The sequence below is a fragment of the Halioglobus sp. D3-4 genome (assembly GCF_055809315.1).
The window spans coordinates 425,690-450,839 of record NZ_CM147907.1; the positions used below are offsets into that span (position 1 = coordinate 425,690).

Sequence of the window (25,150 nt, forward strand, 5' to 3'; positions counted from 1 at the left end):
GTTCTCCCGATCGGTTCAGCCGGACATCGCGTGGCGATTCCACTGTACAGTTGGCTCGTCGCGATTGGCAATTTGAATCAGATGCCTGGAAACCACTTCCTCGGCTCGGTCGAGGTCGGCAGGATTTTTCACTTCAATGCGAAACAACATCTGATCGGCATCAACATCTATCCGGCACGCGCCAAATGGAAGCTCGATACGACCCTGTGTATCAGTAACCGTGGTTGGAACCTTGTGTGAAAAATGTCGACATAACCGCTTCAGGTAGGAAGCGCCGTGTAAGGTTGCTACTTTCGATTCTGTGATTGTTTGTTGCTCGTCCATGGTGATACCTCTTGTGAATGGGTGGTACTTTGTCGAAGTTGTTTGGCCACGGTGAAGTAGTAGTTCCTGCCTGTGGCCGTTAATAATTGATTGCCGAGTTCGTCGAGCGCATCTGCCTTCAGGCGTTTTGCCCGATTAACTTCATAATCCAGAGCCAGCAGGTAGTCACACAGTTGCGCTGTCCACTGCGGATCATTTGGCAGTGCCTCCTGTGCCTGCTGCATGAGGATGTCACTGCCGCCAGCCAGTGAGGCAATTCGACGTGCTTCCTCCTATAAGGTGTGTCGGGTGTTTCTCAAGCATGGATGAAAGGCTGTTTATCCGTGCGAGCACGTCCCGGTAGGGTGTGCCACAAATGGCATACAGGTTCGGCTCTCGCCTTCTTGCATTTCATGGTGTAATCATGGACTCTTCAATTAATCGTAACAACTAATGAAAGATAATAATATCTATGAAGAAAATTGATTATTTGGGTTTGGATGGCCACGCCCTGCTGACGTTCATGACAGTGCTGGAGGAGTTGTCCGTATCCAGGGCGGCCGAACGCCTGGGTGTCACTCAGTCAGCCGTTAGCCATACATTGACCAAGTTGCGACTGGCGCTGGGCGATCCGCTGTTTGTCAGGTCAGGTAGGGGTATCAGTGCGACGGCGCAGGCTCACGCACTGGGCGAGCCGGTGCGTAGCTTACTTGATGACCTCAAGGGATTGACTGATGCTCGTGTGTTTGACCCAACTATTGGTACGTTGGAATTTACTATTGCTGCGAATGACTTTCAGCGAGACCTGATATTCCCTGATTTTTTGCGAACACTAGACCATGAAGGGATCACCGCCCGCTTTCAGTTCGTTGCCTCAGGCATTCCTTCAACAGCGCTGTTACGCAACGCACGCTGCGACATGATTGTGACTCCCTGGCCACCTGAAGGGGATGACATCTATGCCGTTCGATTATTTGATATGCAGATGGTCTGTTTCTACGACGCCACAGTAAGAGAGCCGCCGAAAACCTGGGAGGCGTTTTGCAATAGCCCCTACATTGAGACCCGGTTCGAGGACAATATGACTTCGCTAAAGCAGTTGTCGACAATCGACCATTCGCAACTCACCAAGCCCAGGGTTTCTGTTACAAACTTTGGAGCGCTGGCAGCCTTTATGAAGGGCACTGACCTCATTACCGCAGAAGCGGATCTGATGTCTTACGGTCCATTGCGCGGATTAGCTCAAGCGCCTCTCCCGTTCCCGACGGATACTCTGGTTATGTACCTTGTGTGGCACAGGCGAGATCACACTGACCCGGCACACAAATGGCTGCGAGAGAGAATAAAGTCTACGGCAGAATTGATCGGGCCAGTGTCATAGGTCGTAGCGCCAGAAGGTTATAGCCCATCGACATCAGCTGTAACGCACACCGATGCTGTCACTGCACGTCATGGGCTCAGTGCCTCCGCTTGGCGCTTGATGCAGCGCAGGGCAGATTTGCGGGTCATCCCGCTGATTAAACTCATATAGGCGGCATAGCGCCGGAATTTTTTCAGGCTTTGTGGGTCGCCGCATTGTATGCGGGTATGTGTCGTCAGGTGTGTGCGATTACATTCTAGCGGCTCGAGAGAAAAGCTCCAGACGATTTTGGCGAGTTCGGGGTCAGAGAAGTCGCGAAACTCTGTTCCGCTCACCTTGCGAATGCCTCCCGCCGGTGTCCATATCTTGCCGGCGAAGCCCGTCACGAACTCCTGAGGCGGCGCTTCATCCAGTATCGAGAGCCCGGCTCGCTCCAGATCCGCGAGCGTTGGCCCCAGCGGGTTTTTGCCCGCGAGTTTGCCGGGAATACTTCTAAGCCAGAACAGTAGCCTGAGCAGATAGGCCCCCCTCAAATCCAGTTTGCGAACGACAGGGTAGACGCGCTCAACGGGCGCATTGATTTCGGTATCATAGGATGCTTCAAACTGGTACTGCGGCAAGTATTCATCTATCAGCATAACGGCTCCTGGGGAGTATGCACGGTTGTCAGGCGCAGCATTATTGTGCTGCGCCAGTGCGGGGATGAGCTAAAGTTTAGGGTGATAGCCGGGCGAAAAATACTCGCTATGGCTGCAGTATTCGCGCCGTCATAAGTTGTTGAAAATGATATTTTTTCTTGCGATCGCTGTGCGCAGCGACCACACCCATACAGATATTACTCGCGATTGAAGAGGCAGAAATGCACGTGACAGACCCGCGGCGCCCCTACTTGATGTCGGGCATAGTGAGATAGGCCAACTGCAGGCGCAGACCCTGTTCCAGTAAGTCTGCGGCAGTGTAGACGCTGGTATTGGCGTTGACGATAAAGCCTTCGTTGGCACTGACGATGGTCAGGGCAGCCAGTTGCAGGTCCGGCACGGTAATCTCATCCCGGTGTGCCTCCAGCAGTCTGGCGACAGCGATCAGTGCTTCGGCTCTGGCGCTATTGCGAATCTCCAGAAAAGGCCCGTCCAGCAAATGGCTCAATGCCTGCACCAGTTTCGGGTTATTGTCCTGTGACTTGAACACCTGCGAGTACATATTCGTCAGCGTTTCTCGGAGTGTGTCATGAGGGGTGGACTGCTCCACTGCGACGAGGATTTTGCCACATTCGTGGGCCATCAGTTCGAGATAAATATCCTCTTTGCCCTCAAAGTATTGATACAGCGTGCCCACGCTAAAGCCTGAACGCTCCGCGATCTTGTTTGTGGTGGCGCGGTTGTAGCCGAGTTCTATCAGGAGTTGGGCGGCACCGGCGAGGATGGTCTGGATGGTGTGCCTGGACCGCGCCTGCTTACCTTTGCTTCTCACGGTGCATTCCTCCGCACGCGATGCCGACGTTGTGCGTGGGTGGATGCCGAACAGGCTGAAAAGCCAATTCGGGTTCGGTGCGTGCATGCCACAGTTGCACTTAGCTGCAGACTAGCGGGAAACAGGTCAAGGATAGCTCGGCTCATGTGCGCCTATTCTACGAGGAACACAGCACAATGAAAGCCACGGCTGTAAAAAGGGGGGAGGCTGGAAAACGACGCGGGCGGGTGCTACTTGGCGTAAAGTTCCTCATTCCACTTTTTCATCTTGTCCATATCCTCGTGGTTAAAACCGAGTTTGTACCACGGCGATATGTACGCGAGTATCCGTGTCACCATGCCCCTTAAAGGCCCGGGCTTACACCACTTGTAATAGAAGAGGTGGCAGCGATCCCTGAGTGTGACCCGGTGATTGAACCCCTTGGCGGCTATGCGAATCCCCTCGTTCAACATGCTGAAAACAAACCGCGCACGCCAGGCTGTGCGCAATCGATGCAGGTAGTCATCACCGAAAAAATAGCGGTACTGATCGTGGCTGACAGCACCGTGTTCCGCCTCTTCCAGAAAGTGATAGAGGAACAGGCGATCGACCTGCGGATGAATCTGGCGTCTTAGCGCAGCGGAGCCCAGGTAGATATGCGCGATGGAGTACAGGCCGTGTTCCCCGGCAGACACCACGCCGAGCATATCCAGTGGCGAGAGGCCATCCGTTGCTCTTGCGAGTATGCGTTTAAAATGCGCCTGTATTGCATCGATGTCGTAGCCCAGGGTTTGCAGGTGATTATTTAATTTGCGATGGCTGGCAGAGTGCTGGGCCTCCTGCGCAATCATGGCTCTCACATCCTGTTCCAACTTCGGATCATCTGTGATGGTCTCGAGCGTTGGCAGCAACGCGCGGATGAAGAAGCTCTCAATCGGGGTGGCACCGGCTGAAACGGTTGCCCACAGGTAGCTGATCAGCGGTGTCGAGGCATCCGCAAATTGTGCCGGAACGTCGCTGAAGTCCCACTCAATATCTTTGCGCACTACCAGCTCAAAAGGCGTTTGGGAAAGTGTTCCTGGCGTGTCCATAGAGGTTTCTCCGGCTCTCACTTGCACGATGCGGTCTTCGTGTAGAGCGTTACTTGAGTACACGGATCAATATAGGGAATGTATAGACAGGCCACTACTCGCATTAACCCAGACGGGCGGGTGTAACGTAAGCCATTGAAAAATCGATAAACAACAGGGAATGCACAACACAGTCGAGCGGCATTTCGGGTGGAGTTTCAGGTTTCGTTTCAGCGGTGGGCATGGAGCGCCAACAGCTACAGGGCGTTTGATGCGTGTAGCGAAAACTTTGTGGCGCAGCTTTTGGCTGAGCCATGGATGTATCCGGCTACTGAATCAGCAGGTTTGATGCAGCCCAGTTTCTGTCCGAAAACTGCGTTCTCACGCTTGATCCACAATGGAGTTTGGCGATTGAAATCAGAGCAAGCCCTGCGTTGAGAGACATTTATTTTCGCGACAATTCCAAAAAACCTCAATTTTATCAATGATCTGCAGCACACGGACTGTACCAAACCACGCCCTGAAAACCCGAGTAGAAATACCTGAGTAATCTCTTACCATGGCAAAGCATTGCCAATGCTGATGCGTCACCCTTGGTCAGCAATCATTATAAAAAGACCGGAGCCGTAATGAGCACCCTGAAAAATTCGATCCTCGCGAGCCTTGTTGCCCAGTACCTGATGGCCAGCCCACAATTTGTTGCGGCCCAGATGCTGGAGGAGGTGCTCGTCACCGCCCGCAAAAAAACTGAGAGCCTGACAGACGCGCCGCTGGCAGTATCGGTAGTGGATGGTGACTTGCTCAACCGCGAGGGAATCACCAATATGGAACAGTTGAGCGGCCAGGTTCCGGGGCTGCAACTGGGTCGTGCAGCGCTAAGCAGCAGCATCTATATTCGGGGTATCGGCTCCTCTACCAACGCCGGGTTTGAACAGTCAGCAGGGATGTATGTCGACGGTATTTACCAGCCGCGAAGCCGGCAGTTTACGCAGTCGCTGATCGACCTGAACCGGATAGAAATCCTGCGCGGTCCACAGAGCCTGTTGTTCGGGAAGAACACTGTAGCCGGTGCCATCAAAGTGGAAACAGCCGACCCGGCGCTAGACGAAGAGCTTGGCGGCTACGTTCTGGCCGATGTCGAGCCAGAGTACAGCACCGCGCGCGGCACTGCGGTGCTCAGTGGTGCGCTGTCGGATACCGTTGCTGCGCGGGTGGCGCTGCGCTATCAGCAAACGGACGGTTACGTTGACAATGTGTATATCGACGAGGATGTGCAGCGCAGTGATGATACCATCGGCAGGTTGTCATTGGTGTGGGCGCCAGTCGAGCAACTGCGAGTTGTCGGCAAACTGGCGCGAACAGAGATGCACGGCAAAGGCATTGAACAGGTCAATCCGGTGGCCGACTCCAACTTGTTGGGCGATACACTCGCCGGCAACACGCAGCTCGAACTGGTCAGTGTGGCCGGGTCTATTGCGGCCTTTGATACCCCGGGCTTCCAGGCCGCTACAGGTAGCAGGGAGTACAAATCCTGGACGGGTAATCTCGATTGGGAATCGCATGACAAGGAGAAAACCACCTCCACCCAGGCGTCACTGCGAGCCGACTGGCAGACTGACCAGTTTACTCTCACATCACTGTCAGGTTATACCGACTTCAACTTCAAGCAGCGACACGATGTGGATTTTCATCCCGGCAATGTGGTGCAGGGTAGCAATCGGGAAAGCCTGGATTTTTTCAGCCAGGAGTTTCGCATCGCCAGTGACCTCGACGGCTTTTTCAATTTCACGGCAGGCCTGTACTATGAGGACCAGAACCTTGATGCCGGTGCCCAGGCGTTCGTTGACGGCACGCTCGGTGGCTTGGTCGGCGGCCTCACCGCAAGTTCATTGAACCCGGCGCTGCCATCTGTGCCGTTGTCTTCGCTCGGCATCAACAGTCTGTGGAATGGCACGGTAATGGCGCAGCTCGACCCCTCGGTGGGTGGCTCGCTGATCGGCGCTGAGGTGAATGCGATTCAGTCGCAGGTACAAAACAAAGGCGACAACAGGACGACCTCTGCCTTTGCGGAACTCAACTTTGAGCTGACGGATACCCTGTCGCTGGATATTGGCGGGCGCTGGTCACAGGACCGCAAGAAAATGTCCAAGCTGGTCTCTCTCGGCTCGGGGTCGCCGTCGAATCCTGTGGTGGTGATAGACAGTAACGGTGTACCCACCGGTACGCTGGACGCAAAGAACACCGAACTGGTAGCCGTCGCGGGAAGTGCGCTGTCTATTTATCCCTCCGATCAGAAGTTAAAACTGGACGAGAGCCACTTTGATCCCTCCTATCGACTACGCTGGGACGCACTGGAAAATGTCATGGTGTACCTGTCCTACAGTGAGGGGTACAAGTCTGGAGGTTTTAACCCTTCACCCGATACCTCTAACCCGGATGGCTCCGCCGGGGAGGGTACGGAGTTCAAGCCAGAGCAGGCGAAAGCGTGGGAGCTCGGTGCCAAAGGCAGCTTCTGGGATAACAGGGCACGGCTGGCCGCCACGGTGTTTCACACGAAGGTAGACGACCTGCAAGTGACCTCCTGGCAGGGCACGAGTTTTATCGTCGGCAATGCGGCCTCCATGACCAGTCAGGGTATAGAACTGGAGGGGCAGTTTGCGGTGACGTCAGAGTGGGAGTTGGGCGGGGCGATTGCCTATCTCGATTCAGAGTTTGACGATTACGATAACGCGCCGTGTACTGTGTATCAGGCAGCCGAGCAGGGTGCGAGCTGTCTGCAGGATCTGGGCGGCGAACGCGGGCCGTTTGCACCCGAGTGGAGTGGTGTTGTCTATGCCTCGTATCAGCGGCCTGTCTGGGGCAACCACGTGTTTAAATTCTATACCAATGCCTCGTATACCGACGATTACTTCCTCGATGGTGATCTGGATCCGAATACGCGCCAGGACAGCTTCGTAAAGATCAATGCCAGTGTTGCAATCGCCGCCGATAGCGACCGCTGGGAGGTCTCAATCTACGGTTGTAACCTCACGGATGAAACCACTTACACCTATGCCACCGACGCCCCCCTGAGTGCCGGTATTTATGGTGGCTGGGTGGCGGAGCCGAGGATTGTCGGTGTGCAGGGGCGCTATAATTTCTAAAGCCGTTTGAAATTGGGTTGTGATCTAATTTAAACGGAACACCACTTGCGCGCCCCAGACTATTCGATCGTTTCCTTCATTTGCTTGTGCCTTTAATGGAGAACAGATCGCGGCATACCGCGACGAAACGCCCTCTAACCTGCTAACCTGTGAGCCACGGTTTACACAAAAAATGCATTGTATTCCGGGCTTAACGCAGGCGAGCCAGAGTCCCGTTTGCGCACGCAGTCATTAGGGGAGCAGCATGAGGTTACAAGATAAAGTCGCAGTGATAACCGGCGGAGCCAGTGGCATGGGTCTGGCGTCGGCGATGCGTTTTTTGCAGGAGGGAGCCCGCGTTGTGATCGCGGATTACAATGCCGACACTGGGCGGGCGGCCATTGACTATGCAGAACAGGCGGGCTTTGGCGGTGCGGTGTCGTTCTATCGCGCCGATGTGGCGGTGGAGTCGGATATTGAAGGTATGCTGCACAGCGCTGTCAGTGAGTTTGGTGCGCTGGATATCGTTTTCAATAATGCCGGGGTCGGTGGCGCTTTTGGCCCGTTGACAGAGATCACCACCAGTGACTGGGATTATACGTTCGACGTGCTGGCCAAAGGTGTATTCCTCGGTACCAAGCATACAGCGCGCATCATGCGGGCCAGAGGGTCGGGTGGCTGCATCATCAACACCGCTTCCATCGCTGCGCTCAGTGGTGACGGCGGCGCGCTGGTGTATTCTGCAGCCAAGGCGGCGGTGCTTTCCCTCACGCAATCCTCGGCCGTCGAGTTGGCGGGCGATCGCATTCGGGTCAATGCGATTTGTCCGGGGTGCATCGTTACCCCCATGTCGACCGGTGCAGACGAGGAAAAAACCCGAGCACTATTTACCACCAGCCAGCCTTGGCCGGATTATGGCAGGGGAGAGCATATAGCCGGCGCAGCCGTGTTCCTGGCCAGCGATGACGCCGGGTTCGTGACCGGAGAAGCACTCACTGTTGATGGCGGCCTCACCGCGGCGGGCCCGGAATTTTCGAAGAAGTTTCCGGCTATCGCGGGGCGCACGTCCAGTGTCTCGGGTATCAGTAAGGGGACGACCGGCAGCGAAAATGAAGTGCGCCGCCGAGAGGGTGGTGAGCGCCGGTAAAGTGTAGAGGGGTGAGCCTGCTGCCCGTCAGCGGTGAGCACCGCCATTCCCGCAGCGATATCGCCCAGCCGTGTCGCAGCAGGCTTACTGTAGCTCGAGGGTGACACTCTCCAGATTGCCGCGAAACGGAAATCCCGGCGGGTAGTCCCCGACCGACGAGCCGTAGTCGGCACCGACGCCAAAATACTCGTCCAGGGAAAACGCCGCCAGCGGTGTTCGCTCGGTGCGTGTGCTTCCGATCTCGCGGCCATTCACAGACAGCGTTATCGTGGCACCGCCGCCCGGTCCGCCCGGGTCGGCCGTAAAGGTCAGCAGCGCCGACACCTTGCGCTGGGGCAGCGGCACCTCGTCGACAATGGTGTGCACGTGTTCGCCGAAATCGCTGTATACATATTTCAGTACACCGTCTTCCACATAGAGCGACCAACCGCCAGCGACGCCGCCAAGGGCGACGATGGTGCCGTGGGCATCCCCTGCGGTATTGTCCAGTTCGGCGCGCACGGTATAGCTCCTGCCCAGCGTATACGGCGCGCTGCGTTCCGGTATACGCAACCCGCCGGGCCTGTAGGTATAAGACTTTCGCGGACCGCCAGCGAGCGGCAAGTTGCGCGGATCAAAGCGGGCGCCGGCGCGATCGTCGAGAGGATAGACATTGTATTTGCGTGCCTCGCTGTCAAATAGCGCGATCAACTCGGCGAGTTTCTCCGGCTCCTCTTCGGCGAGGTCCCGCGCCTGCGAGAAGTCACTGTCCATGTGGTACAGCTCCCAGCGATCCTGGTCGAAGGATTTGGTCGCGGTCAGTCGCCACGGCACATCACCGTGTTTGGCTGCTGCGAACCAGCCATCGTGGTAGATGCCGCGGTTGCCGAATAGTTCGAAGTACTGTGTGGTGTGACGCGTGTTTGTATCGGCGTTGTCCGCGTCCCAGGTGTAGACCATGCTGGTGCCGGCCAGTGGTATTTGCTCAATACCGTTTACGTAGCGAGGGAAATCGATTCCCGCCGCCTCGTAGATGGTCGGTGCGATATCCACTACGTGATGGAACTGGCCGCGTTCGCCCCCGGTGTCGGTGATGCGATCCGGCCAGCTCATCACCACCGGGTTGGCGGTACCGCCATAGTGCGATGCGACAAATTTTACCCATTGAAAAGGCGTGTTGGTGGCCCAGGCAAAACCTGCCGGGAAATGGTTGTAGGCTTTTGCGCTGCCGATCAGCTCGGCTTTTTCCAGTATGACCGCGGTGTCCTCGGAAAAGCCGTTGAGACTTGTCATCTCGTTGAACACACCGTATTCCTGCCCCTCACTGGAGGCGCCGTTGTCGCCAACCATGTAGATGAAAAGCGTATTGTCGAACTCACCCATCTCCTGCAGTGCGTCTATCAGTAGACCCGCCTCGTAATCTGTCTGCGCTGCGAACCCGGCGTAGGTTTCCATCAGCGTTGCAGCGATGCGCTGTTGATCGTCGCTCAGGCTGTCCCAGGCCGGTATTACTTCTGGACGAGGTGTCAGCAGGGTATTTTCAGGTATCACGCCCTGTTCCAACTGGCGCGCGAAAATTTCCTCTCGCAGCAAATCCCAGCCCTGGTCAAATTTACCCGCGAACGGTTTCACCCATTGCGGCGCGACCTGATGGGGTGCATGGGTCGCCCCCGGAGCAAAGTATACAAAGAACGGTTTTTCCGGTGCGACCGCTTTTTGCAGGCGCATCAATTCGATAGCCCGTTCGCGCAGGTCGTCATTCAGGTTGTAATCGTCGTGGAGTACTGGTTCTACGGGTGTCGTACCGTCGTACAATGCAGGATGAAACTGGTGTGTCTCACCGCCGATAAATCCATAGAACTTGTCGAAGCCCTGGCCGGTGGGCCAGGTGGTGAAGGGCCCGCTGGGATTCGCCTCCCATACGGCGGTCTGGTGCCATTTGCCCCAGGCCGACGTACTGTAGCCGTTGTGCTTGAGAATCGTCGCGATCGAGGCCGCTGTATTGGGCACGCCCGATGAATAGCCCTCAAACCCTGTACCGATCTCAGTAACCGCCCCCATATTGACCGAGTGGTGGTTGCGTCCGCTGAGCAGGGCGGCGCGGGTGGGGCTGCACTGTGCCGTGCTATGGAAATCGTTATAGCGCAGGCCCTGTGCGGCGATCCTGTCCAGTGCTGGCGATGGGATCGGTCCACCGAACGTTTCCAGTGCGCTGAATCCCATATCGTCGATCAGAAAGATCACGATATTGGGCGCGCCCTTCGGCGCCTGCGGGATAGTGACAGTCCCAGGTTGTGAGTCGCGATACGTGGTACCCACGTCGGCTTCGATAACTGCCGTCGGGAGCGGCAGGGCGGATGCGTCCGCATCGTCCGGTATACCTGTTTGTGCGACAGGCGAGGGTGGTAACGCGGCACTGCATACCAGTAGCGCAGCCAGCAGGGTGTGCTTGCGGCAACGCCGGCTCAGCGTCGCTACCTCATGCTGTACAGGGCCATGCCGCGCATCACGGCACTGCCGTTCAATGCGCAACTGAACCGCCAAAGGCGCTGTCGATGGCGCCTGAGCGCTGCTTGAACAGCGCCAGCCATTCGGGGTGGGTAGCCACGTAGAGCTGCTCATCTTCCACTGCTGCCAGGGTGATATCGGCCACTTCCTGTGGCGATAACATGCGCGTGTAGGTCTCTTCGAAATCGGTTTGCATCGCACTGCCGTCGTCGGTAGCGGCACTCGCCGCTGGCGGTTGCGTCGACGTATCGCCACCGTCAAAACGATTGCGCTCGCTGGCAAATATTTGTGTATCCACGACCCCGGGACACAGTATGGAAACCCCGGTGAGCGTATCGGCAAGTTCCTGATGCAGTACCTCTGACAGTCCTACCACGGCGTATTTACTGGCAACATAGGCGCCAAAGCCCGGCAGCGGTATCAGCCCTGCCATTGAGGCCGTGTTGACGATGTGGGAGGCCTCAGTCTGTCCGCGCAGCATCGGCATAAACGCCTCGATGGCGTGGGTGATACCCGCCACGTTGACTGACCACACCCACTCCCAGTCGGCAGCGGTGCACTCTGCCACCGGGCGGTTGACCGATACCCCGGCGTTGTTGCACAGCAGATGGCATGCGCCAAAGGCTTCCCGTGTGCGCTCTGCAAGGTGTTGCACCGCATCGCGACGGGCGACATTGACCTCCACGGCCACCGCCTCACTGCCACGGCTGCGCAATTCATTCACCGTGCGCTCGGCAGCGTCCAACTCAATATCGGCTGCGACAATATGCATGCCCCGGCTGGCGCAGGCGTGTGCCAGTGCCGCGCCGATACCACTGCCAGCACCGGTTATCACGGCGACCTTTCCGGCTTGTATTTTCACTGTCTACGCTCCCGTATTGTGCTGTGGCTCAGCGACCTTTGAACACCGGCTTCTCGCGATTCTTGAATGCGAGCAGGGCAGTTTTGTGATCTTCGGTCAGCATGGTCAGGTTTTCGTAAGCGCCCGACCGGTCGATGATGGCATTCGCCAGCAACTTCAGGCCTGCATTGATGGAGCTTTTAGTCCAGCGTATGGCGTAGGGCGCGCCCTCGGCCATGCGTTTTGCCATCGCGTCCACAGTGGCATCGAGATCTTCTTTGGGGACGGCCTCAGTGATCAGTCCGTACTCCGCTGCGGTAGCGCCATCGATGAAGTCTCCGGTCAGCAGGTAGCGTTTGGCCCGGGCGTAGCCGATGAGCTGTGGCCAGATGACGGCGCCACCGTCTCCGGCGACCAGTCCCACCGAGACATGCGGGTCAGCGAATTTTGCGTCGGGGGTGGCGTAGATAAAGTCGCAGAACAGCGCCAGTGTGCATCCCACACCTACGGCCGGTCCGGTGACTTTGGCAATGATTGGCTTTTCCAGGTCCAGCAGGGAATTCTGGATCTTGCGATCGTTCAGAATACTGTTCGCAGTGGCCACCGGGTCGCCGTTGATGTCCATCAACCACTCCAGGTCTCCACCTGCGCAGAACGCATTGTTCGCGCCAGTGAGAATCACCACATCGGTACCCGTGTCGCGATCAATGTCGGAGAATATCCGCGACAGCTCTTCGTGCACAGCGGGGTTGACCGCATTCTTGGCTTCCGGGCGGTCCAGGGTAATGGTCAGTATCCGGTTTTCCTGGCTGATCTTGAGCGCCTTGTAGTTGTCCTGATAGTTCATCGTTACGTCTCCATCTGTTGCGGTTATGGGTATAAAAGCGTGTGATCCCTAAGGTGCTGATAGACAGATCACGGTGAAAGTGTGATTACGCAGTGCTATCGGTAGTCTCCGGCGGCGCGCTGGCGGACGCATCGTCAACAGCTTGCAGGCCCAGCGCGGCGATCATGCTGTCGCGCAGCAGGAACTTCTGTATTTTTCCAGACGGTGTTTTCGGATAGTCCGCGACAAACTGGATGTATCTGGGCACCTTCCAGCGCGAGAGTCCCTGTGCGCACCACTGGCGCAACGCCTCTGCATCGACATGCGCAGCTTTGTTGGGAATCAGGACAGCGCAGACTTCCTCACCGTACTTGGCATCGGGTAAGCCGATGACAGCGGCTTCTGCCACGTCCTCGTGCTGTACCAGAAAGGCCTCAATTTCGGACGGTGAAAGATTCTCTCCGCCGCGAATGATCATTTCACTGGCGCGTCCGACAATACGGATATAGCCATTCTCGTCCATGGTTGCCAGGTCGCCCGAGCGCAACCACCCGGCATCGGCGACACTGTCCTTCGCGCCCTGATGATTGAGGTATCCCAGCATCTGACCCGGTCCCCGGTAGCACAGTTCACCGGGCTGGTCGCAGGGCAGGGTGTGGCCGTTGTCATCGACGATATTGAAACTGACCCCCGGCAGTGGCCTGCCGCTGGTCCTTGATTTGATGTCGGCGCTATCCGCTGCCACGGTACTGCAACTGACACCGCTGGTTTCGGTCTGCCCGTAGCCATTGATGATGTCGACACCAAAGGCCTCCTCACACTGGCGGATCAGTCGCGCGGGTACGGACATGCCACCGGCGACGATGTATTGCAGTGACGACAGGTCTCTGGAGCTGAAGCTGAGGTCTTCCATCATTGCCGTCAGCATTGATGGCACGCCGATGAATCCGGTACAGCGTTCACTTTCCAGTATGTCCAGTGTGCGCCCGGCCTTGAAAATATACAGTGGCAGCGTGGTGGCACCTACCAGAGCCGCGCCCGGCGTCGAGTTGCCGGAGCCGCCGACGTGGTACAGCGGAAATCCATGGCAGACCTTGTCACCGCTGCCAAAGCCCCACGCCTGATACGAGTTGCGCGCGGTGGTAGCGATGCCCCTGTGCGCCAGCACGGCCGCCTTGGGCATTCCTGTTGTGCCAGAGGTGTACTGAATCATAAAAGGAGAATCGGGATCTACCGCCGGCAGGGTCCGTGACTCTATACCCTGCTGCGCCATCAGTCCGGTAATCCCCGAGCCCAGCGAATAGATGCCTTTGAGTGCTGGCAGCGTTGTCGCCACACGATCAACAATGCAGCGCAGGTTGGTGTCACCAACGCTGTCGGCGTGAAAAATCGCCCGCACATCAGCATTCTCCAGTGCGAACGCCAGCTCCGCTTCCTTGTACAGCGGGTTCAGCGCGACGATGACCATGCCAGCCTTGGCAATCGCGTACTCCAGTAGTATCCACTCGGGGTTATTCGGCGCCCAGATCGCGATGTGATCGCCGGGCATATAGCCGGCCGTGAGCAGGGCTTTCGCCAGCGTCGTCGCCAGTTCGTTGAGTTGCGCATAGCTGAGGCGGATATTCTCCACTTCGCTGTGGCAGGCGTAGACGACCGCCTCGCGCTGTGGGTAGCGCGCTGCGAGTTGTGTCAGCAGATCGCCGATAGAACGGTCCACCGGGCGGGCGTCATCCGGGTCTGCCAACCACAGGGCTTCTGAATTTTTCCCTGGCATAAAGTCGTTTCCAAGAACGGTTTTTTGTCACTGTGCTGATGATGTCTGTGGCGATACTAAAATGAGTAAGAACTCACAGTGAACTCGCTTTAGCCGCAGTGCTCATGGCCCCCCGCTCGCGTTGAGGCCGCGCCCAAAGCGAGTAAAAACTGAAACCCGCATCGATTACTTTAGCGCTCAATACCACTATCGAAGACGTGGCTGCAGTGGTCTGCACGATTGCGTCTGACAACCCAAAGAGTTGACCCCAATGACTTCCCTCCCTGAAAAGGTACGTAACTGGATTGGAACACCGGTGGTGACACTGGCGCCCGTGATGACGGCAGATCAGGGCCTGTGGCTGAACTTCTGTGTCGCCGTTGAAGATGGCAATCCACTGTATTGGAGCCGCGCCGGAGATACTGAAGGCAGTGAGCCAATAGCACCGCCAGCGATGCTGCCGTCGTGGATGATCGATCACGAGTGGTCGCCCGAGCCGGATCACGTACCGCTGCGTACGCTGGAGCTGCATTTCATGCTCAAGGATGAACTCGGCCTGCCGTTTGGTGTGGTAACCGCAGTGGATCTGGAATTTCACGAGCCTGTCAGGGCGGGAGATCGGCTGCGTGCTGAACAGATTCTGCTGGAGGTGGGCGACGAGTATCAAACCCGCATGGGTCCGGGTCGCCGCTGGTCGATAGCGGTTCACTACTACCACCAGAACGACACACTGGCAGGCATACAGACACTGCACTTCGTCAGCTATCGAAAAGAGGAGCAGCAGCCATGACAGATGCAGCACCGCGTCCGGACGCAGGTGACAAACTGCCGGAGCTAGCGATAAGCATCACCCGCAAAAAGATCATTATGGGAGCCACCAGCTCCAGGGATTGGCAGCCGATTCATCACGATGGTGAGTGGGCGCGGGAGCGGGCGGGACTCCCCGATATCATCATGAACAATTACACGCAGGCCGGCTGGCTCAGTCAGTACCTGACCCGTTGGGGTGGGCCGCAGGCGCGCATTGCACGCATGCGGTTCTCGATGCGCAGCCCGTTGTGTCCCGGTGATGAAGCGCTGCTCTGCGGCGAAGTCGACAGCGTTACTGCCATTGGCGACTTTAACTGGGTGGATATCAGTCTGTCGATCAAGGTCGGCGAGCGCGTTGCCACCACTGCCTCGGCCCGGCTGGCATTGCCCGGTGAAGAACAACAAAGCTCGCCCTGGGCGCTTAGCGGTGACGCCTGGCAGCCCTGAATCGGCTGCTTGTCGTAAAGCGAGTGTCAACTGAGTAAGCGCTCATATTAGTATTTTTCGATACCGACGCAGCGGCTGTGCCACGACCGATAGGCGATGCTACAGGCGCTGCGATCACTGACTGTCGTCAGGGTTATGTATAGCGAAGAGCCGTTGTACGCCCCGACCACCACTGCAAAGAGCGTGTGAAATGGACCTTGGTTTCAGCGAAGAACAAATCATGTTGCGCGATATGGCGCGCAAAATCTGTGAGGAGATGATGCCGTTGACGGTGCTGCGTGGACACGAGGGTACCGAACCCGGCTACGCGATTGGATTCTGGAAGCAACTCGGTGAACTGGGGCTGACCGGAATAGCGATCGCGGAGCCGTTTGACGGCATGGGTCTCGGAGCGGTCGAATCCTCGATCGTCGCTGAGGAGTTCGGTCGGGTGTTGGCCGTGTCGCCCTATCTGGGTAGTTCCGTGCTGGCTGCCAGCCTGATTGAGCATGCGGGCAGCGCGCAACAGAAAAGCGAATGGCTGGGCTCTATCGCCCGAGGCGATCGCGTGTTTTCTGTTGCTGCCTCCGAGCCGGGGAACAGTGCGGACCGTGAAGGCGTACGCGCGTCGTTGCAGTGCAGTGACGAATTCGCCGTTCTCAACGGCGAAAAGCAGCTGGTGCCATTTGCCGGTTCAGCGGACGTTTTGATCGTGCTCGCCAGAGTCCAGGGCGGCGATGACATTGTCGCAGCGGTCGTCGATCGGGCGACGCTGGACAAGGGTATTGCTGCAGGCGCAGTGAGCATGACCTATCAGGCCAACCACGCAATGGACCCGCTCTACAAAATTCAATTCAACGAACTGCAACTGCCGCGCGACCAGTTGCTCGGCGAGGGTGGGTGTATCTGGTCTGGCTGGGAGAAAGCGATGGCACAGCACATGCTGTCATTGTCCTCCTACGCGATCGGTGCGGCTGAACGCGTGCACGAGATCAGCGTTGAGTACGCCAAATACCGGCGCGCATTCGGACGCGCAATCGGCGGCTTTCAGTCCATTGCGCACTATCTTGCGGAGGTGACGGTAGCGATCGAGGGCGCTCGTACCCTGGTGTATGAAGCAGCCTGGTGCAAGGACGAAGGCAGGGGCTACCAGCACCTCGCAGCGATGGCGAAGTTACAGGCCAGCGATGTGTTCTGTCGCGCCGCTGCCGTTGCGATACAGGTTCACGGTGGGCTGGGGTACACCATCGAAGCTGATCCACAACTGTTTTACCGCCGTGCCAAGCAACTGGAGATGACGCACTGGGGCCCGGACTATCTGGAACAGCAGATTGCCGCGCATCTCTTTACGGATCGGGAGTGCGCTTGAGTGAACATCACAGCGCCGCAGCGTCACGCCATTATCACGCAAGGAGTCTGTTGTGATGTTTGAGTCGCTCAACTACGAAGTCTCCGACGGTGTTGCCCTGATCACTCTGAACAGGGAGCACCGACACAATGCAATAGACACCGCGATGGGGCGTGAACTGCCGCAGGTCTGGTCGGCATTCAATAACGATCCCGAGGCCGTGGTGGCGATTGTGACGGGCGCCGGTAATAAGGCGTTCTGCAGTGGCGCAGACATTGGCGATGTGCCCGAGCTCGATCTCTCCAGCAGGGCGGCTGCATCGGCGAGTATGAAATGGACATCGCAACACAATGACGTGTGGAAGCCGGTGATCTGTGCGGTTAATGGGCTGGTAAACGGTGCCGGCCTGCACTTTCTGGCGGACAGCGATATTGTGCTCGCCGCAGACACGGCCACGTTTTTCGATAGCCACGTCAATGTCGGGCTGGTATCTGCGCTGGAATCGGTGGGGCTGGCACGACGCATGCCATTCGAAGCCGTGCTGCGCATGGCGCTGGTCGGTTCCAAAGAGCGTATGTCTGCTGCGCGGGCACTGCAGTGCGGATTGGTAGGTGAGGTCGTTCCCGCTGACCAACTGTTAGAGAGAGCCTTTGCGATTGCCCGGATGATGCAGGGCAACTCGCCCGTCGCGATGGCCAGAACCAAGCGCGCGATCTGGGCCGCGAAGCAGCACAGTCTGGACGATGCGCTGGAGTACGCCTGGGATCTCATTATCGAAAACAACCAGGGTGCCGATTACGAAGAGGGTATGCGCGCATTCAGCGAGAAGCGCCCGCCCCAATGGCAGCCCTATTCACCGGATGCAAACTGAGCCAACAGAGGAATCTATGTCGTATAAGGAAATAAGCTATGACGTTGACCGGGGTGCCGCGCTGGTCACACTGCAGCGCCCCGAAAAGCTCAACGCGTACACACCGGATATGGGCGAGGAGCTGGTCGATGCGCTGCGCACAGCGATTGACGACGAGGCTGTTACAGCGATTGTGCTGACGGGCGCCGGTCGCGCCTTCTGCGCGGGCGCCGACCGCGGTTTCTATCACGGAGAAAAGGGCCGTTGCGGCTTGCGATTGGGCGAGGAACACTTTCTCAACGGCTTCGTTGCTGAACTGCAGGCCTGTGAAAAGCCCTTGATTGTCGCGGTCAACGGTGTCGCTTCCGGTATCGGCTCCACCATGCTGTTGCCTTTCGATATACGGCTGGCGTCAGAAAACGCCGCACTCGATTTTCCGTTTGTCCGTCTCGGTGTCTCTCCGGGGTTCGGTTCCAGCTATTTCCTGCCGCGCCTTGTTGGTATGGGCTCGGCCAGCGACATCCTGCTCAATAGCCGGAAACTGAGTGCGCAGAGTGCGAAGCAACTCGGACTCGTGCAGCAGATTATTCCGCCTGCCCAGTTGCTTAGTGCTGCGCTGGCGATGGCCCGATACATCGGCGCATCCCCTGCGGGCATCGTGTCGCGCTGTAAAAACCTGCTGAAGGAAGGGTGCGATGGCTCTCTCGCGTCGGCCCTCGAGCGGGAACAGTTCTCGGCACAGGAAATGATCACTAATTTCCAGAACAAGACGCATTAGTGCAGAGCGCACCAGGTCGCTTTCAACCACAGGAGTAAAAGAACATGCAGGAAATCCGGTTTGATGATCTGTCGACATTGTCTTCGATGGTGTCGCAGGAGTGGGGTAACTGGAGTGAACCCGTCGCAATCACGCAGGACATGATCAATGTGTTCGCCGATATGACCGGTGACCGACAGTGGATTCATGTCGATGTCGATCGCGCGCGAAGCGAGGGCCCCTTTGGTGAGGCGATTGCCCACGGGTTTCTGGTGTTGGGTATGTCCACGCTGATCAAGAATACCGGAGACTACCTCATTGTAGGTCATGGCTCGGCGCTGAACTACGGCCTTGAGAAAGTGCGATTTGTGAGTCCCGTTCCGGCCGGCTCACAACTGCATGGCCATACGCGCATTGTCGCGGTAGGAGAAGAGAAGGGCGGTGTGATGCTGACAGTCGGTGTGGCAATTCACGTTGTCGGCGCGGACAAGCCCGCCGTCTGCTTCGACTGGAAGCTGCTGTACAGGCCGTGACCCAATCACCGACCACGGCGATGCTATGACGATCACATATCACAGAACACTGCGGGTTATTTGATGATAGAAAACATTCCACTACCGGCGACCGATGATCCCGTAGACGCTCCTTTCTGGGCGGGCACCCGCTGCGGCGAATTGCGTATCCAGACGTGTCAGCAGTGCGACCAGATGCGTTTTCCGCCGCGCCCGATGTGTCCATCGTGCCAGTCACAGGAGAGTTACTGGCAGCCCGTATCCGGGCGCGGCAGGGTGTGGTCGTTCGCGGTGCCGAGTTCGCCGCTGCTGCCAGCCTTCGAAAAACTGACGCCGTATGTCGTCGCTCTGGTTGAGTTGGAGGAATCGCCAACACTGCGCGTGATCGGCCCCCTTCTGCACAGTGCCGGCGGCGAGATCAGCGGTGTCAAGGCAAAGGATGTTCGCATCGGCGCTGAGGTCACTGTCGATTTCAAGCGCTACAGCGACGATGTCGCCATGCCCTGCTGGGAGTTGGGTAAGTAGGAACACCCGGTTGTGCGCGCAGGGGCATTGCCCGTGCAAGAGCGACTGAGTGCTGGCAGAAAATTCTATAACTGAGAGGTCTGGTTCTGTGAATATCAAATCCGTTGGCTATATGGGAATAGGCGCCTCTGATCCGTCAGCGTGGTTGGCGTACGGTGTCGATGTGATCGGCATGATGCCGGCGCGCGCTATCCCCGGGCAGGGCTGGGGTGTGCCGCAAAAAACTGGCCTGACATCCACAGAAGGTGTCGGGCCGGACGGTTCGGTCTACCTGAAAATGGATGAGCGCCAGTGGCGTTTGGCCGTTCACCCCACGCAGGGGCGCGAAGGGTTGTTGTACCTGGGCCTTGAGGTAGAGGACAAGCCTGCGCTTGAGCAAGCGGTAGAGGAGTTAAAGGTCGCGGGTGTCGAGGTCGCCATGGGCACCGAAGAGCAGGCCTTTACGCGCTCTGTTTCCGGTATCGCCCACCTGCGTGACCCGGCGGGAAATGCGTTGGAACTCTACTACGGCCCGGTACAGGACTACAAATTCCACTCGCCGGTCGGCGGTCAGGAATTCGTCGCCGGGCACCTGGGTATCGGGCATATGAATATCTTTGTCGAGGATTTGGAGACGAACTACAACTTCTACACCCGTACGCTCGGCTTCCAGTTGTCGGACTATATCCGCATGGGCCCGGGCAGTGCATTGAAGTTCCTGCGCTGCAACCAGCGACACCACAGTCTGGCCATCATCGGTATGGGCAGCGTCAACGGCCTGCAGCACACCATGTTCGAAATGCAGACTATTGACGATGTGGGCAAGACGCTGGATCGCGCGATCGCAGCCGGCGTCACCATCACCAGCAGTCTCGGCCGCCACCGCAATGACGGTATGTTGTCCTTCTATATGCGCAGCCCCTCCGGCTTCGATGTTGAAATCGGTTGCGGATGCCTGCTGATCGATGACAGCTGGACGGTTAACGAATTCTGTGAAGGCGACGTGTGGGGACACCACGGGTTGGTGGATGCGGTGATGGCATCGAGTGAATCCCTGCGGACAGACGGCGAGTAATTCAGGCTTTGCAACGGAGCGACACCATGAGCACAGACACCTCGAATCAGCACAGCCCGGATACCGACCTGCAGGACTATCAGCTGGAGGACAGATACCTGCGGCGCGAGGGGCGCGTTTACCTCAGCGGTTCGCAGGCGCTGGTGCGCCTGCCGATGATGCAGCAGCAACTGGATGCCGCCCACGGGCTCGATACCGCCGGCTTTATATCGGGCTATACCGGCTCGCCACTGGGTGGCTACGACACTGCGCTGAAACAGGCGCATGCCGAACTGGAGCAACACCAGATCCATTTCCAGCCCGGCGTCAACGAGGATCTCGGCGCCGCTGCAGTCTGGGGTTCACAGCAGGTGTCGATTGTCGGCCAGCAGAAATACGACGGTGTGTTTGCGCTCTGGTACGGCAAGGGTCCGGGGGTTGACCGCTCCGGGGATGCGCTAAAACACGGCAGCTATTCGGGCAGCGCTGAAAACGGCGGTGTGTTGGTGCTCGCCGGCGATGACCACGGGGCCAAGTCATCGACGCTGGCGCACCAGAGCGATCACGCATTCATTCATTTCGGTATGCCCTATCTGAACCCGTCCAGTGTTCAGGACTATCTTGATTTCGGGCTGTACGGCTTTGCCCTGTCGCGTTACTCCGGTTGCTGGGTGGGCATGAAATGCGTCACCGATACGATAGAGAGCTCGGCGTCGCTCAACGTCGATACCAGCGACTTCACCGTGGTGACACCGCAGGATTGCACGCTGCCCGAGGGCGGTCTGAACGCCACCGCGCCCATCCCCGCGAAGGCAGCCGAAGTGCGACATTATGAGCAGCGCCTGCCGGCAGTGCGTGCCTTCGTGCGGGCCAATGGGCTCGACAAGGTGATCATCGCGCCGCGCGAGCCGCTGCTGGGCATTGTCACCACCGGCAAAGCCTATCTGGATGTGATGCAGGCGTTGACGCAACTGGGGCTGGACCCGGCTGCCTGCAGTGAGATCGGCATCGGTATCTACAAGGTCGCCATGCCCTGGCCACTGGAACCGCAGAACATCACGCAGTTCGCCAGCGGGTACCGCGAACTGCTGGTGATTGAGGAGAAGCGTCCGGTTATCGAGGAGCAACTGGCCAGCCTGTTTGTCAATCTGGCCGAGCGGCCAGTGTTGACCGGCAAACGCGATGAACAGGGCAACCCGCTGGTCAGCGAGGTCGGTGAGCTGGAATCGCATGGCCTGGCGCGTATTCTCCGGCGCCGGCTCGAGGCGCTGCTGCCCGATGCCAGTGCCGCACTGTTGCCGGCGCCCGATGTACAGTGCGCGCAGGGCCATCTGATCAGCGCTGCGGGCCTTAGCCGCAAGCCGAGTTTTTGCGCTGGCTGTCCGCACAACACATCCACCAATCTTCCCGATGGCAGCATGGCCTTCGGCGGTATCGGCTGTCACGGCATGGCCACATTTTTGCCGGAGCGGCGCACGCCAACACTGTTTCACATGGGCGCGGAGGGTGCGCCGTGGATCGGTATTGCGCCTTTCACAAAGCAGGAACATATTTTCCAGAACCTGGGTGATGGCACCTACTATCACTCCGGGTTGCTGGCGATTCGCGCCGCCGTCGCCGCCGGTGTCAATATCACTTACAAGATACTGGTTAACGACGCTATCGCGATGACCGGTGGCCAGGAGATCGAAGGCAAGATGCGCGTGGACACACTCAGCCGCCAGCTGGAGGCAGAGGGTGTGCGTCGCATTGCTGTCATGGGCAACGATCCCGACAGCTACCGTCCCTTCAGGGACAGCTTCGCCAACGGCGTCACACTGCACCACCGGGATGAGCTGGATGAAGTGCAGCGTGAGCTGCGCGACTGCAAGGGTGTGTCGGTACTGGTGTACGACCAGTTCTGTGCTACTGAGTTGCGCCGTCGTCGCAAACGCGGCAAGGCCGAGGATCCCAATCGCAGAATCTTCATCAACCCCCGGGTCTGTGAAGGCTGTGGCGATTGCAGTATCCAGTCGAACTGCATTGCGGTTGAGCCTGTCGATACCGATTACGGTCGCAAACGGCGCATCAACCAATCGGCCTGCAACAAGGACTTCTCCTGCACCAAGGGGTACTGTCCCAGCTTTATCACCGTGACGGGTGGCACGCCACGCAAGCGCAATCTGACGCAGGCCGGGTCAGCGCAGGCGTTCGACCTGGAGGCGGCGGTCGCCGCGTTGCCGGCACCGATAAGCGCCTCAGCCGAGCAACCTTTCAGTGTGCTGATTACCGGTATCGGTGGTTCGGGTGTGGTGACCCTGGGCGCGCTGATCGGCATGGCAGCATTTCTGGAGGGCAAGGGCTGCTCCGTGCTCGATGTCGCCGGCCTGGCACAGCGCAACGGGCCGGTGACCAGCCATATCCGCGTGGCAAACCGGCAGGAAGACATTTTTGCTACCAGAATTGTGAAAGCTGATCTTGTCCTCGGTTGTGACATCGTCGTCGCGGCCAGTGACGATGTCGCCGAAAAAATGCAGGCCGGTGATACCCGCGCGGTGATCAACAGCTGTGTCACGCCCACCTCTGATTTTGCCACCAACCCGGATCTCAACCTGTCCGCTGAGACTATGATCGCCGGTATCGAGTCCCTGCTCACCGCCGGCCACGCGGATTTCGTGCCCTCCAGCGATATCGCTACCCGGCTGATGGGCAATGAGGTGGCGGGCAATATGTTCCTGGTGGGCTATGCGATGCAAAAGGGTTGGCTCCCGGTCGGTCTGCAGGCCGTCAGTCGCGCCATTGAACTCAATGGGGTGTCGGTCGAGATGAACATGCGCAGCCTGTGCTGGGGACGTCTGGCAGCAGTGGATCTGGCGACTGTTCTGTCCGCCGCCGCGCCGGCGTCGCCGGAGTCGACCATTGATGCCCCCGAGCAGGCGACGTTGGCAACGTTGATTGAACAGCGCTGCGCCGAGCTCGTCGAGTACCAGAATGCCGGCTACGCCGAGGCCTATCGCAGCTTCGTGAACAAGGTGGTTGCGCGCGAGCAGCAGGTGCGGCCGGGTGTGGAGCAATTTTCAACAGGTGTGGCCAATTACCTGTTCAAGCTGATGGCCTACAAGGATGAGTATGAAGTGGCGCGCTTGCACAGTGCGCCGGCATTAATGGACGCGCTGCGGGAAACGTTTGAGGGTGATTTTGAGCTGGCATTTCATCTGGCTCCCCCGGCGCTTGGCGGCGTCGATCCGAAGACCGGGCGCTATCCCAAGAAAGTGTTTGGCGGCTGGATGCTGCATGTGTTTCGCGTACTCGCGAAATTCAAGGTGTTGCGCGGTACCGCGCTCGACCCCTTCAGTTACTCCGCGCACCGCAAACTGGAGCGCGCACTGATCGGGGAATACCGGACGATGATAGAGACAGTGCTGGCCGATCTGACAGCGGACAATTACGCGCTGGCCGTGGAAATCGCCTCGCTGCCGGAGCAGATACGCGGTTATGGCTCAGTGAAAGAGCAGCACCTGGCGCAGGCACAGCGACGCCGCGATCAGTTGTTGACGGATTTTACCGATATCGCACGCAATGGTGGCAAGCCCAATCCGGTCAAGATTATGGCGGTAAACGTAGGATGAATCGCAGGCACAGACTGCACAGGAGGCAGCAATGAAGTTACTCGAAGGTAAGGCGGCAATTGTCACGGGCTCCGGTCGCGGTATTGGCCGTGGACACTGCGAGCATCTGGCACGCGCGGGCGCGGCGGTCGTGGTCAATGATATCGACGAGGACCAGGCGCGCGAGGTGGTCAAGGCAATACAGGGCAGCGGTGGGCGAGCGATCGCCTGTGACGCCAATATCGCGTCAAGAGAGGGGGCGCAGTCGCTGATCGATGCCTGTCTGGAATCCTTCGGTCGTGTCGATGTGTTGGTCAACAACGCCGGCAACCTGCGCGACAGAAGCTTCCTGAAAATGTCCGATGAAGAGTTTGATGCGGTCTGGCAGGTGCATGTCAAAGGGACGTTCTGGTGCAGTCAGGCAGCGGCGTTGGCCATGCGCGAGCAGGGCCGTGGTGGGTCAATCGTCAATACCACTTCCGGTGCGCACTTCGGCAGTTTTGGGCAGACCAACTACGCTGCGGCAAAAGGTGCGATCGCATCAATGACATACACCTGGGCGCTGGAGTTGAGCCGCTACGGTATTCGCGTCAACGCCATCGGGCCACTGGGTACGACGCGGATGTCTGACACCTATCGCGATGCCGCAGGCAACGAAGTGGCGTTGCCCTACATTGACCCGAGCCTCAATGGACCGTTGGTGGTGTTCCTGTGCAGTGAACGCGCCGAGACGATAAGCGGGCAGATATTCGGCAGTGGCGGCGATCGCGTCGCGCATATGGTGCAGCCGCACTATGGCAAAACGCTGGTGAAGGAGGGCGGTTGGGATGTCGAATCGATTGACCGTTCGATGATCGCGCAGTTGCAGGGTGAGTTCGGGGCGCTTGGCATGCTGGGCAAGCCCTATCCATTTCATCAGGGTGTCAGGGTCGGCGAGAAGTGAA

Annotated in this window: 21 protein-coding genes and 1 pseudogene; 13 read left to right on the forward strand and 9 right to left on the reverse strand. The window is 58.1% G+C overall.

The annotated features are described in order from the left end of the window. Positions 1 to 15 precede the first annotated feature (15 nt). Positions 16 to 324: a DUF2218 domain-containing protein gene (locus AC0L6S_RS01845; protein WP_473426717.1), complete on the reverse strand. Its 309-nt coding sequence runs from the start codon at positions 322 to 324 to the stop codon at positions 16 to 18. Further along, positions 288 to 584: pseudogene (locus AC0L6S_RS01850) on the reverse strand (alkyl sulfatase dimerization domain-containing protein); the annotation flags it as partial. The pseudogene AC0L6S_RS01850 and the gene AC0L6S_RS01845, both read right to left, overlap by 37 nt. 191 nt (positions 585 to 775) lie before the next feature. On the opposite strand from AC0L6S_RS01850, the gene AC0L6S_RS01855 reads away from it, so the two are divergent. Next, positions 776 to 1,684 carry a LysR family transcriptional regulator gene (locus AC0L6S_RS01855; RefSeq protein WP_473426718.1) on the forward strand — a complete coding sequence of 303 codons (909 nt, stop codon included), beginning with the start codon at positions 776 to 778 and terminating at the stop codon, positions 1,682 to 1,684. Positions 1,685 to 1,752: 68 nt separating this feature from the next. On the opposite strand, the gene AC0L6S_RS01860 is transcribed toward AC0L6S_RS01855, so the two are convergent. From AC0L6S_RS01860 to AC0L6S_RS01870, 3 genes are all read right to left on the reverse strand, one after another. Beyond that, positions 1,753 to 2,301 carry a hypothetical protein gene (locus AC0L6S_RS01860; RefSeq protein WP_473426719.1) on the reverse strand — a complete coding sequence of 183 codons (549 nt, stop codon included), beginning with the start codon at positions 2,299 to 2,301 and terminating at the stop codon, positions 1,753 to 1,755. 247 nt (positions 2,302 to 2,548) lie between these two features. Further along, positions 2,549 to 3,133, reverse strand: a complete 585-nt coding sequence (locus AC0L6S_RS01865; protein WP_473426720.1) for a TetR/AcrR family transcriptional regulator — start codon at positions 3,131 to 3,133, stop codon at positions 2,549 to 2,551. A gap of 230 nt (positions 3,134 to 3,363) precedes the next feature. After that, positions 3,364 to 4,203, reverse strand: coding sequence for a metal-dependent hydrolase (locus tag AC0L6S_RS01870; RefSeq protein ID WP_473426721.1), 840 nt, complete (start codon positions 4,201 to 4,203; stop codon positions 3,364 to 3,366). A 608-nt stretch (positions 4,204 to 4,811) separates the two neighbouring features. On the opposite strand from AC0L6S_RS01870, the gene AC0L6S_RS01875 reads away from it, so the two are divergent. Together AC0L6S_RS01875 and AC0L6S_RS01880 are read left to right on the forward strand one after the other, a co-directional pair. Beyond that, positions 4,812 to 7,325: a TonB-dependent receptor gene (locus AC0L6S_RS01875; protein WP_473426722.1), complete on the forward strand. Its 2,514-nt coding sequence runs from the start codon at positions 4,812 to 4,814 to the stop codon at positions 7,323 to 7,325. A 244-nt stretch (positions 7,326 to 7,569) separates the two neighbouring features. Then, positions 7,570 to 8,451 (forward strand): SDR family NAD(P)-dependent oxidoreductase, encoded by an 882-nt coding sequence (locus tag AC0L6S_RS01880; RefSeq protein ID WP_473426723.1) that lies wholly within the window; start codon positions 7,570 to 7,572, stop codon positions 8,449 to 8,451. 84 nt (positions 8,452 to 8,535) lie between these two features. Here the strand turns inward: AC0L6S_RS01880 and AC0L6S_RS01885 are convergent, their stop codons facing one another. The 4 genes from AC0L6S_RS01885 to AC0L6S_RS01900 all read right to left on the reverse strand — a co-directional run bounded on the left by AC0L6S_RS01885 (position 8,536) and on the right by AC0L6S_RS01900 (position 14,379). Further along, positions 8,536 to 11,052, reverse strand: coding sequence for an arylsulfatase (locus AC0L6S_RS01885; protein ID WP_473426724.1), 2,517 nt, complete (start codon positions 11,050 to 11,052; stop codon positions 8,536 to 8,538). Next, the gene (locus tag AC0L6S_RS01890; RefSeq protein WP_473426725.1) at positions 10,952 to 11,800 is read right to left on the reverse strand and encodes an SDR family NAD(P)-dependent oxidoreductase; all 849 of its coding nucleotides are present in this window, start codon (positions 11,798 to 11,800) and stop codon (positions 10,952 to 10,954) included. Before AC0L6S_RS01890 ends, AC0L6S_RS01885 begins: the two co-directional genes overlap by 101 nt. 28 nt (positions 11,801 to 11,828) lie before the next feature. Beyond that, positions 11,829 to 12,626, reverse strand: a complete 798-nt coding sequence (locus tag AC0L6S_RS01895) for an enoyl-CoA hydratase/isomerase family protein (protein ID WP_473426726.1) — start codon at positions 12,624 to 12,626, stop codon at positions 11,829 to 11,831. 85 nt (positions 12,627 to 12,711) lie between these two features. After that, positions 12,712 to 14,379, reverse strand: coding sequence for an AMP-binding protein (locus AC0L6S_RS01900; protein WP_473426727.1), 1,668 nt, complete (start codon positions 14,377 to 14,379; stop codon positions 12,712 to 12,714). Positions 14,380 to 14,629: 250 nt separating this feature from the next. On the opposite strand from AC0L6S_RS01900, the gene AC0L6S_RS01905 reads away from it, so the two are divergent. From AC0L6S_RS01905 to AC0L6S_RS01950, 10 genes are all read left to right on the forward strand, one after another. Then, a complete protein-coding gene (locus tag AC0L6S_RS01905; protein ID WP_473426728.1) occupies positions 14,630 to 15,148 on the forward strand; it encodes a hypothetical protein in 519 nt (172 codons plus the stop codon). After that, positions 15,145 to 15,615, forward strand: coding sequence for a MaoC/PaaZ C-terminal domain-containing protein (locus AC0L6S_RS01910; RefSeq protein WP_473426729.1), 471 nt, complete (start codon positions 15,145 to 15,147; stop codon positions 15,613 to 15,615). The genes AC0L6S_RS01905 and AC0L6S_RS01910 overlap by 4 nt, the downstream gene beginning before the upstream one ends. A 190-nt stretch (positions 15,616 to 15,805) precedes the next feature. Beyond that, on the forward strand, positions 15,806 to 16,963 hold the full coding sequence (locus AC0L6S_RS01915; RefSeq protein ID WP_473426730.1) for an acyl-CoA dehydrogenase family protein: 1,158 nt from the start codon (positions 15,806 to 15,808) through the stop codon (positions 16,961 to 16,963). A 55-nt stretch (positions 16,964 to 17,018) separates the two neighbouring features. Then, the gene (locus AC0L6S_RS01920) at positions 17,019 to 17,813 is read left to right on the forward strand and encodes an enoyl-CoA hydratase/isomerase family protein (protein ID WP_473428535.1); all 795 of its coding nucleotides are present in this window, start codon (positions 17,019 to 17,021) and stop codon (positions 17,811 to 17,813) included. Positions 17,814 to 17,829: 16 nt separating this feature from the next. Then, positions 17,830 to 18,570 (forward strand): enoyl-CoA hydratase/isomerase family protein, encoded by a 741-nt coding sequence (locus AC0L6S_RS01925; protein WP_473426731.1) that lies wholly within the window; start codon positions 17,830 to 17,832, stop codon positions 18,568 to 18,570. Between the two features lie 44 nt (positions 18,571 to 18,614). Next, on the forward strand, positions 18,615 to 19,082 hold the full coding sequence (locus AC0L6S_RS01930) for a MaoC family dehydratase (protein WP_159169402.1): 468 nt from the start codon (positions 18,615 to 18,617) through the stop codon (positions 19,080 to 19,082). 63 nt (positions 19,083 to 19,145) lie between these two features. Further along, complete coding sequence (locus tag AC0L6S_RS01935) at positions 19,146 to 19,586, forward strand: Zn-ribbon domain-containing OB-fold protein (RefSeq protein ID WP_473426732.1); 441 nt, start codon at positions 19,146 to 19,148, stop codon at positions 19,584 to 19,586. 88 nt (positions 19,587 to 19,674) lie between these two features. Beyond that, positions 19,675 to 20,640, forward strand: coding sequence for a VOC family protein (locus AC0L6S_RS01940; protein ID WP_473426733.1), 966 nt, complete (start codon positions 19,675 to 19,677; stop codon positions 20,638 to 20,640). A 26-nt stretch (positions 20,641 to 20,666) separates the two neighbouring features. Continuing rightward, on the forward strand, positions 20,667 to 24,227 hold the full coding sequence (locus AC0L6S_RS01945; RefSeq protein ID WP_473426734.1) for an indolepyruvate ferredoxin oxidoreductase family protein: 3,561 nt from the start codon (positions 20,667 to 20,669) through the stop codon (positions 24,225 to 24,227). A gap of 31 nt (positions 24,228 to 24,258) precedes the next feature. Continuing rightward, entirely contained in the window at positions 24,259 to 25,149 is an 891-nt protein-coding gene (locus tag AC0L6S_RS01950; protein WP_473426735.1) for an SDR family NAD(P)-dependent oxidoreductase, read from the forward strand. Position 25,150 lies beyond the last annotated feature (1 nt).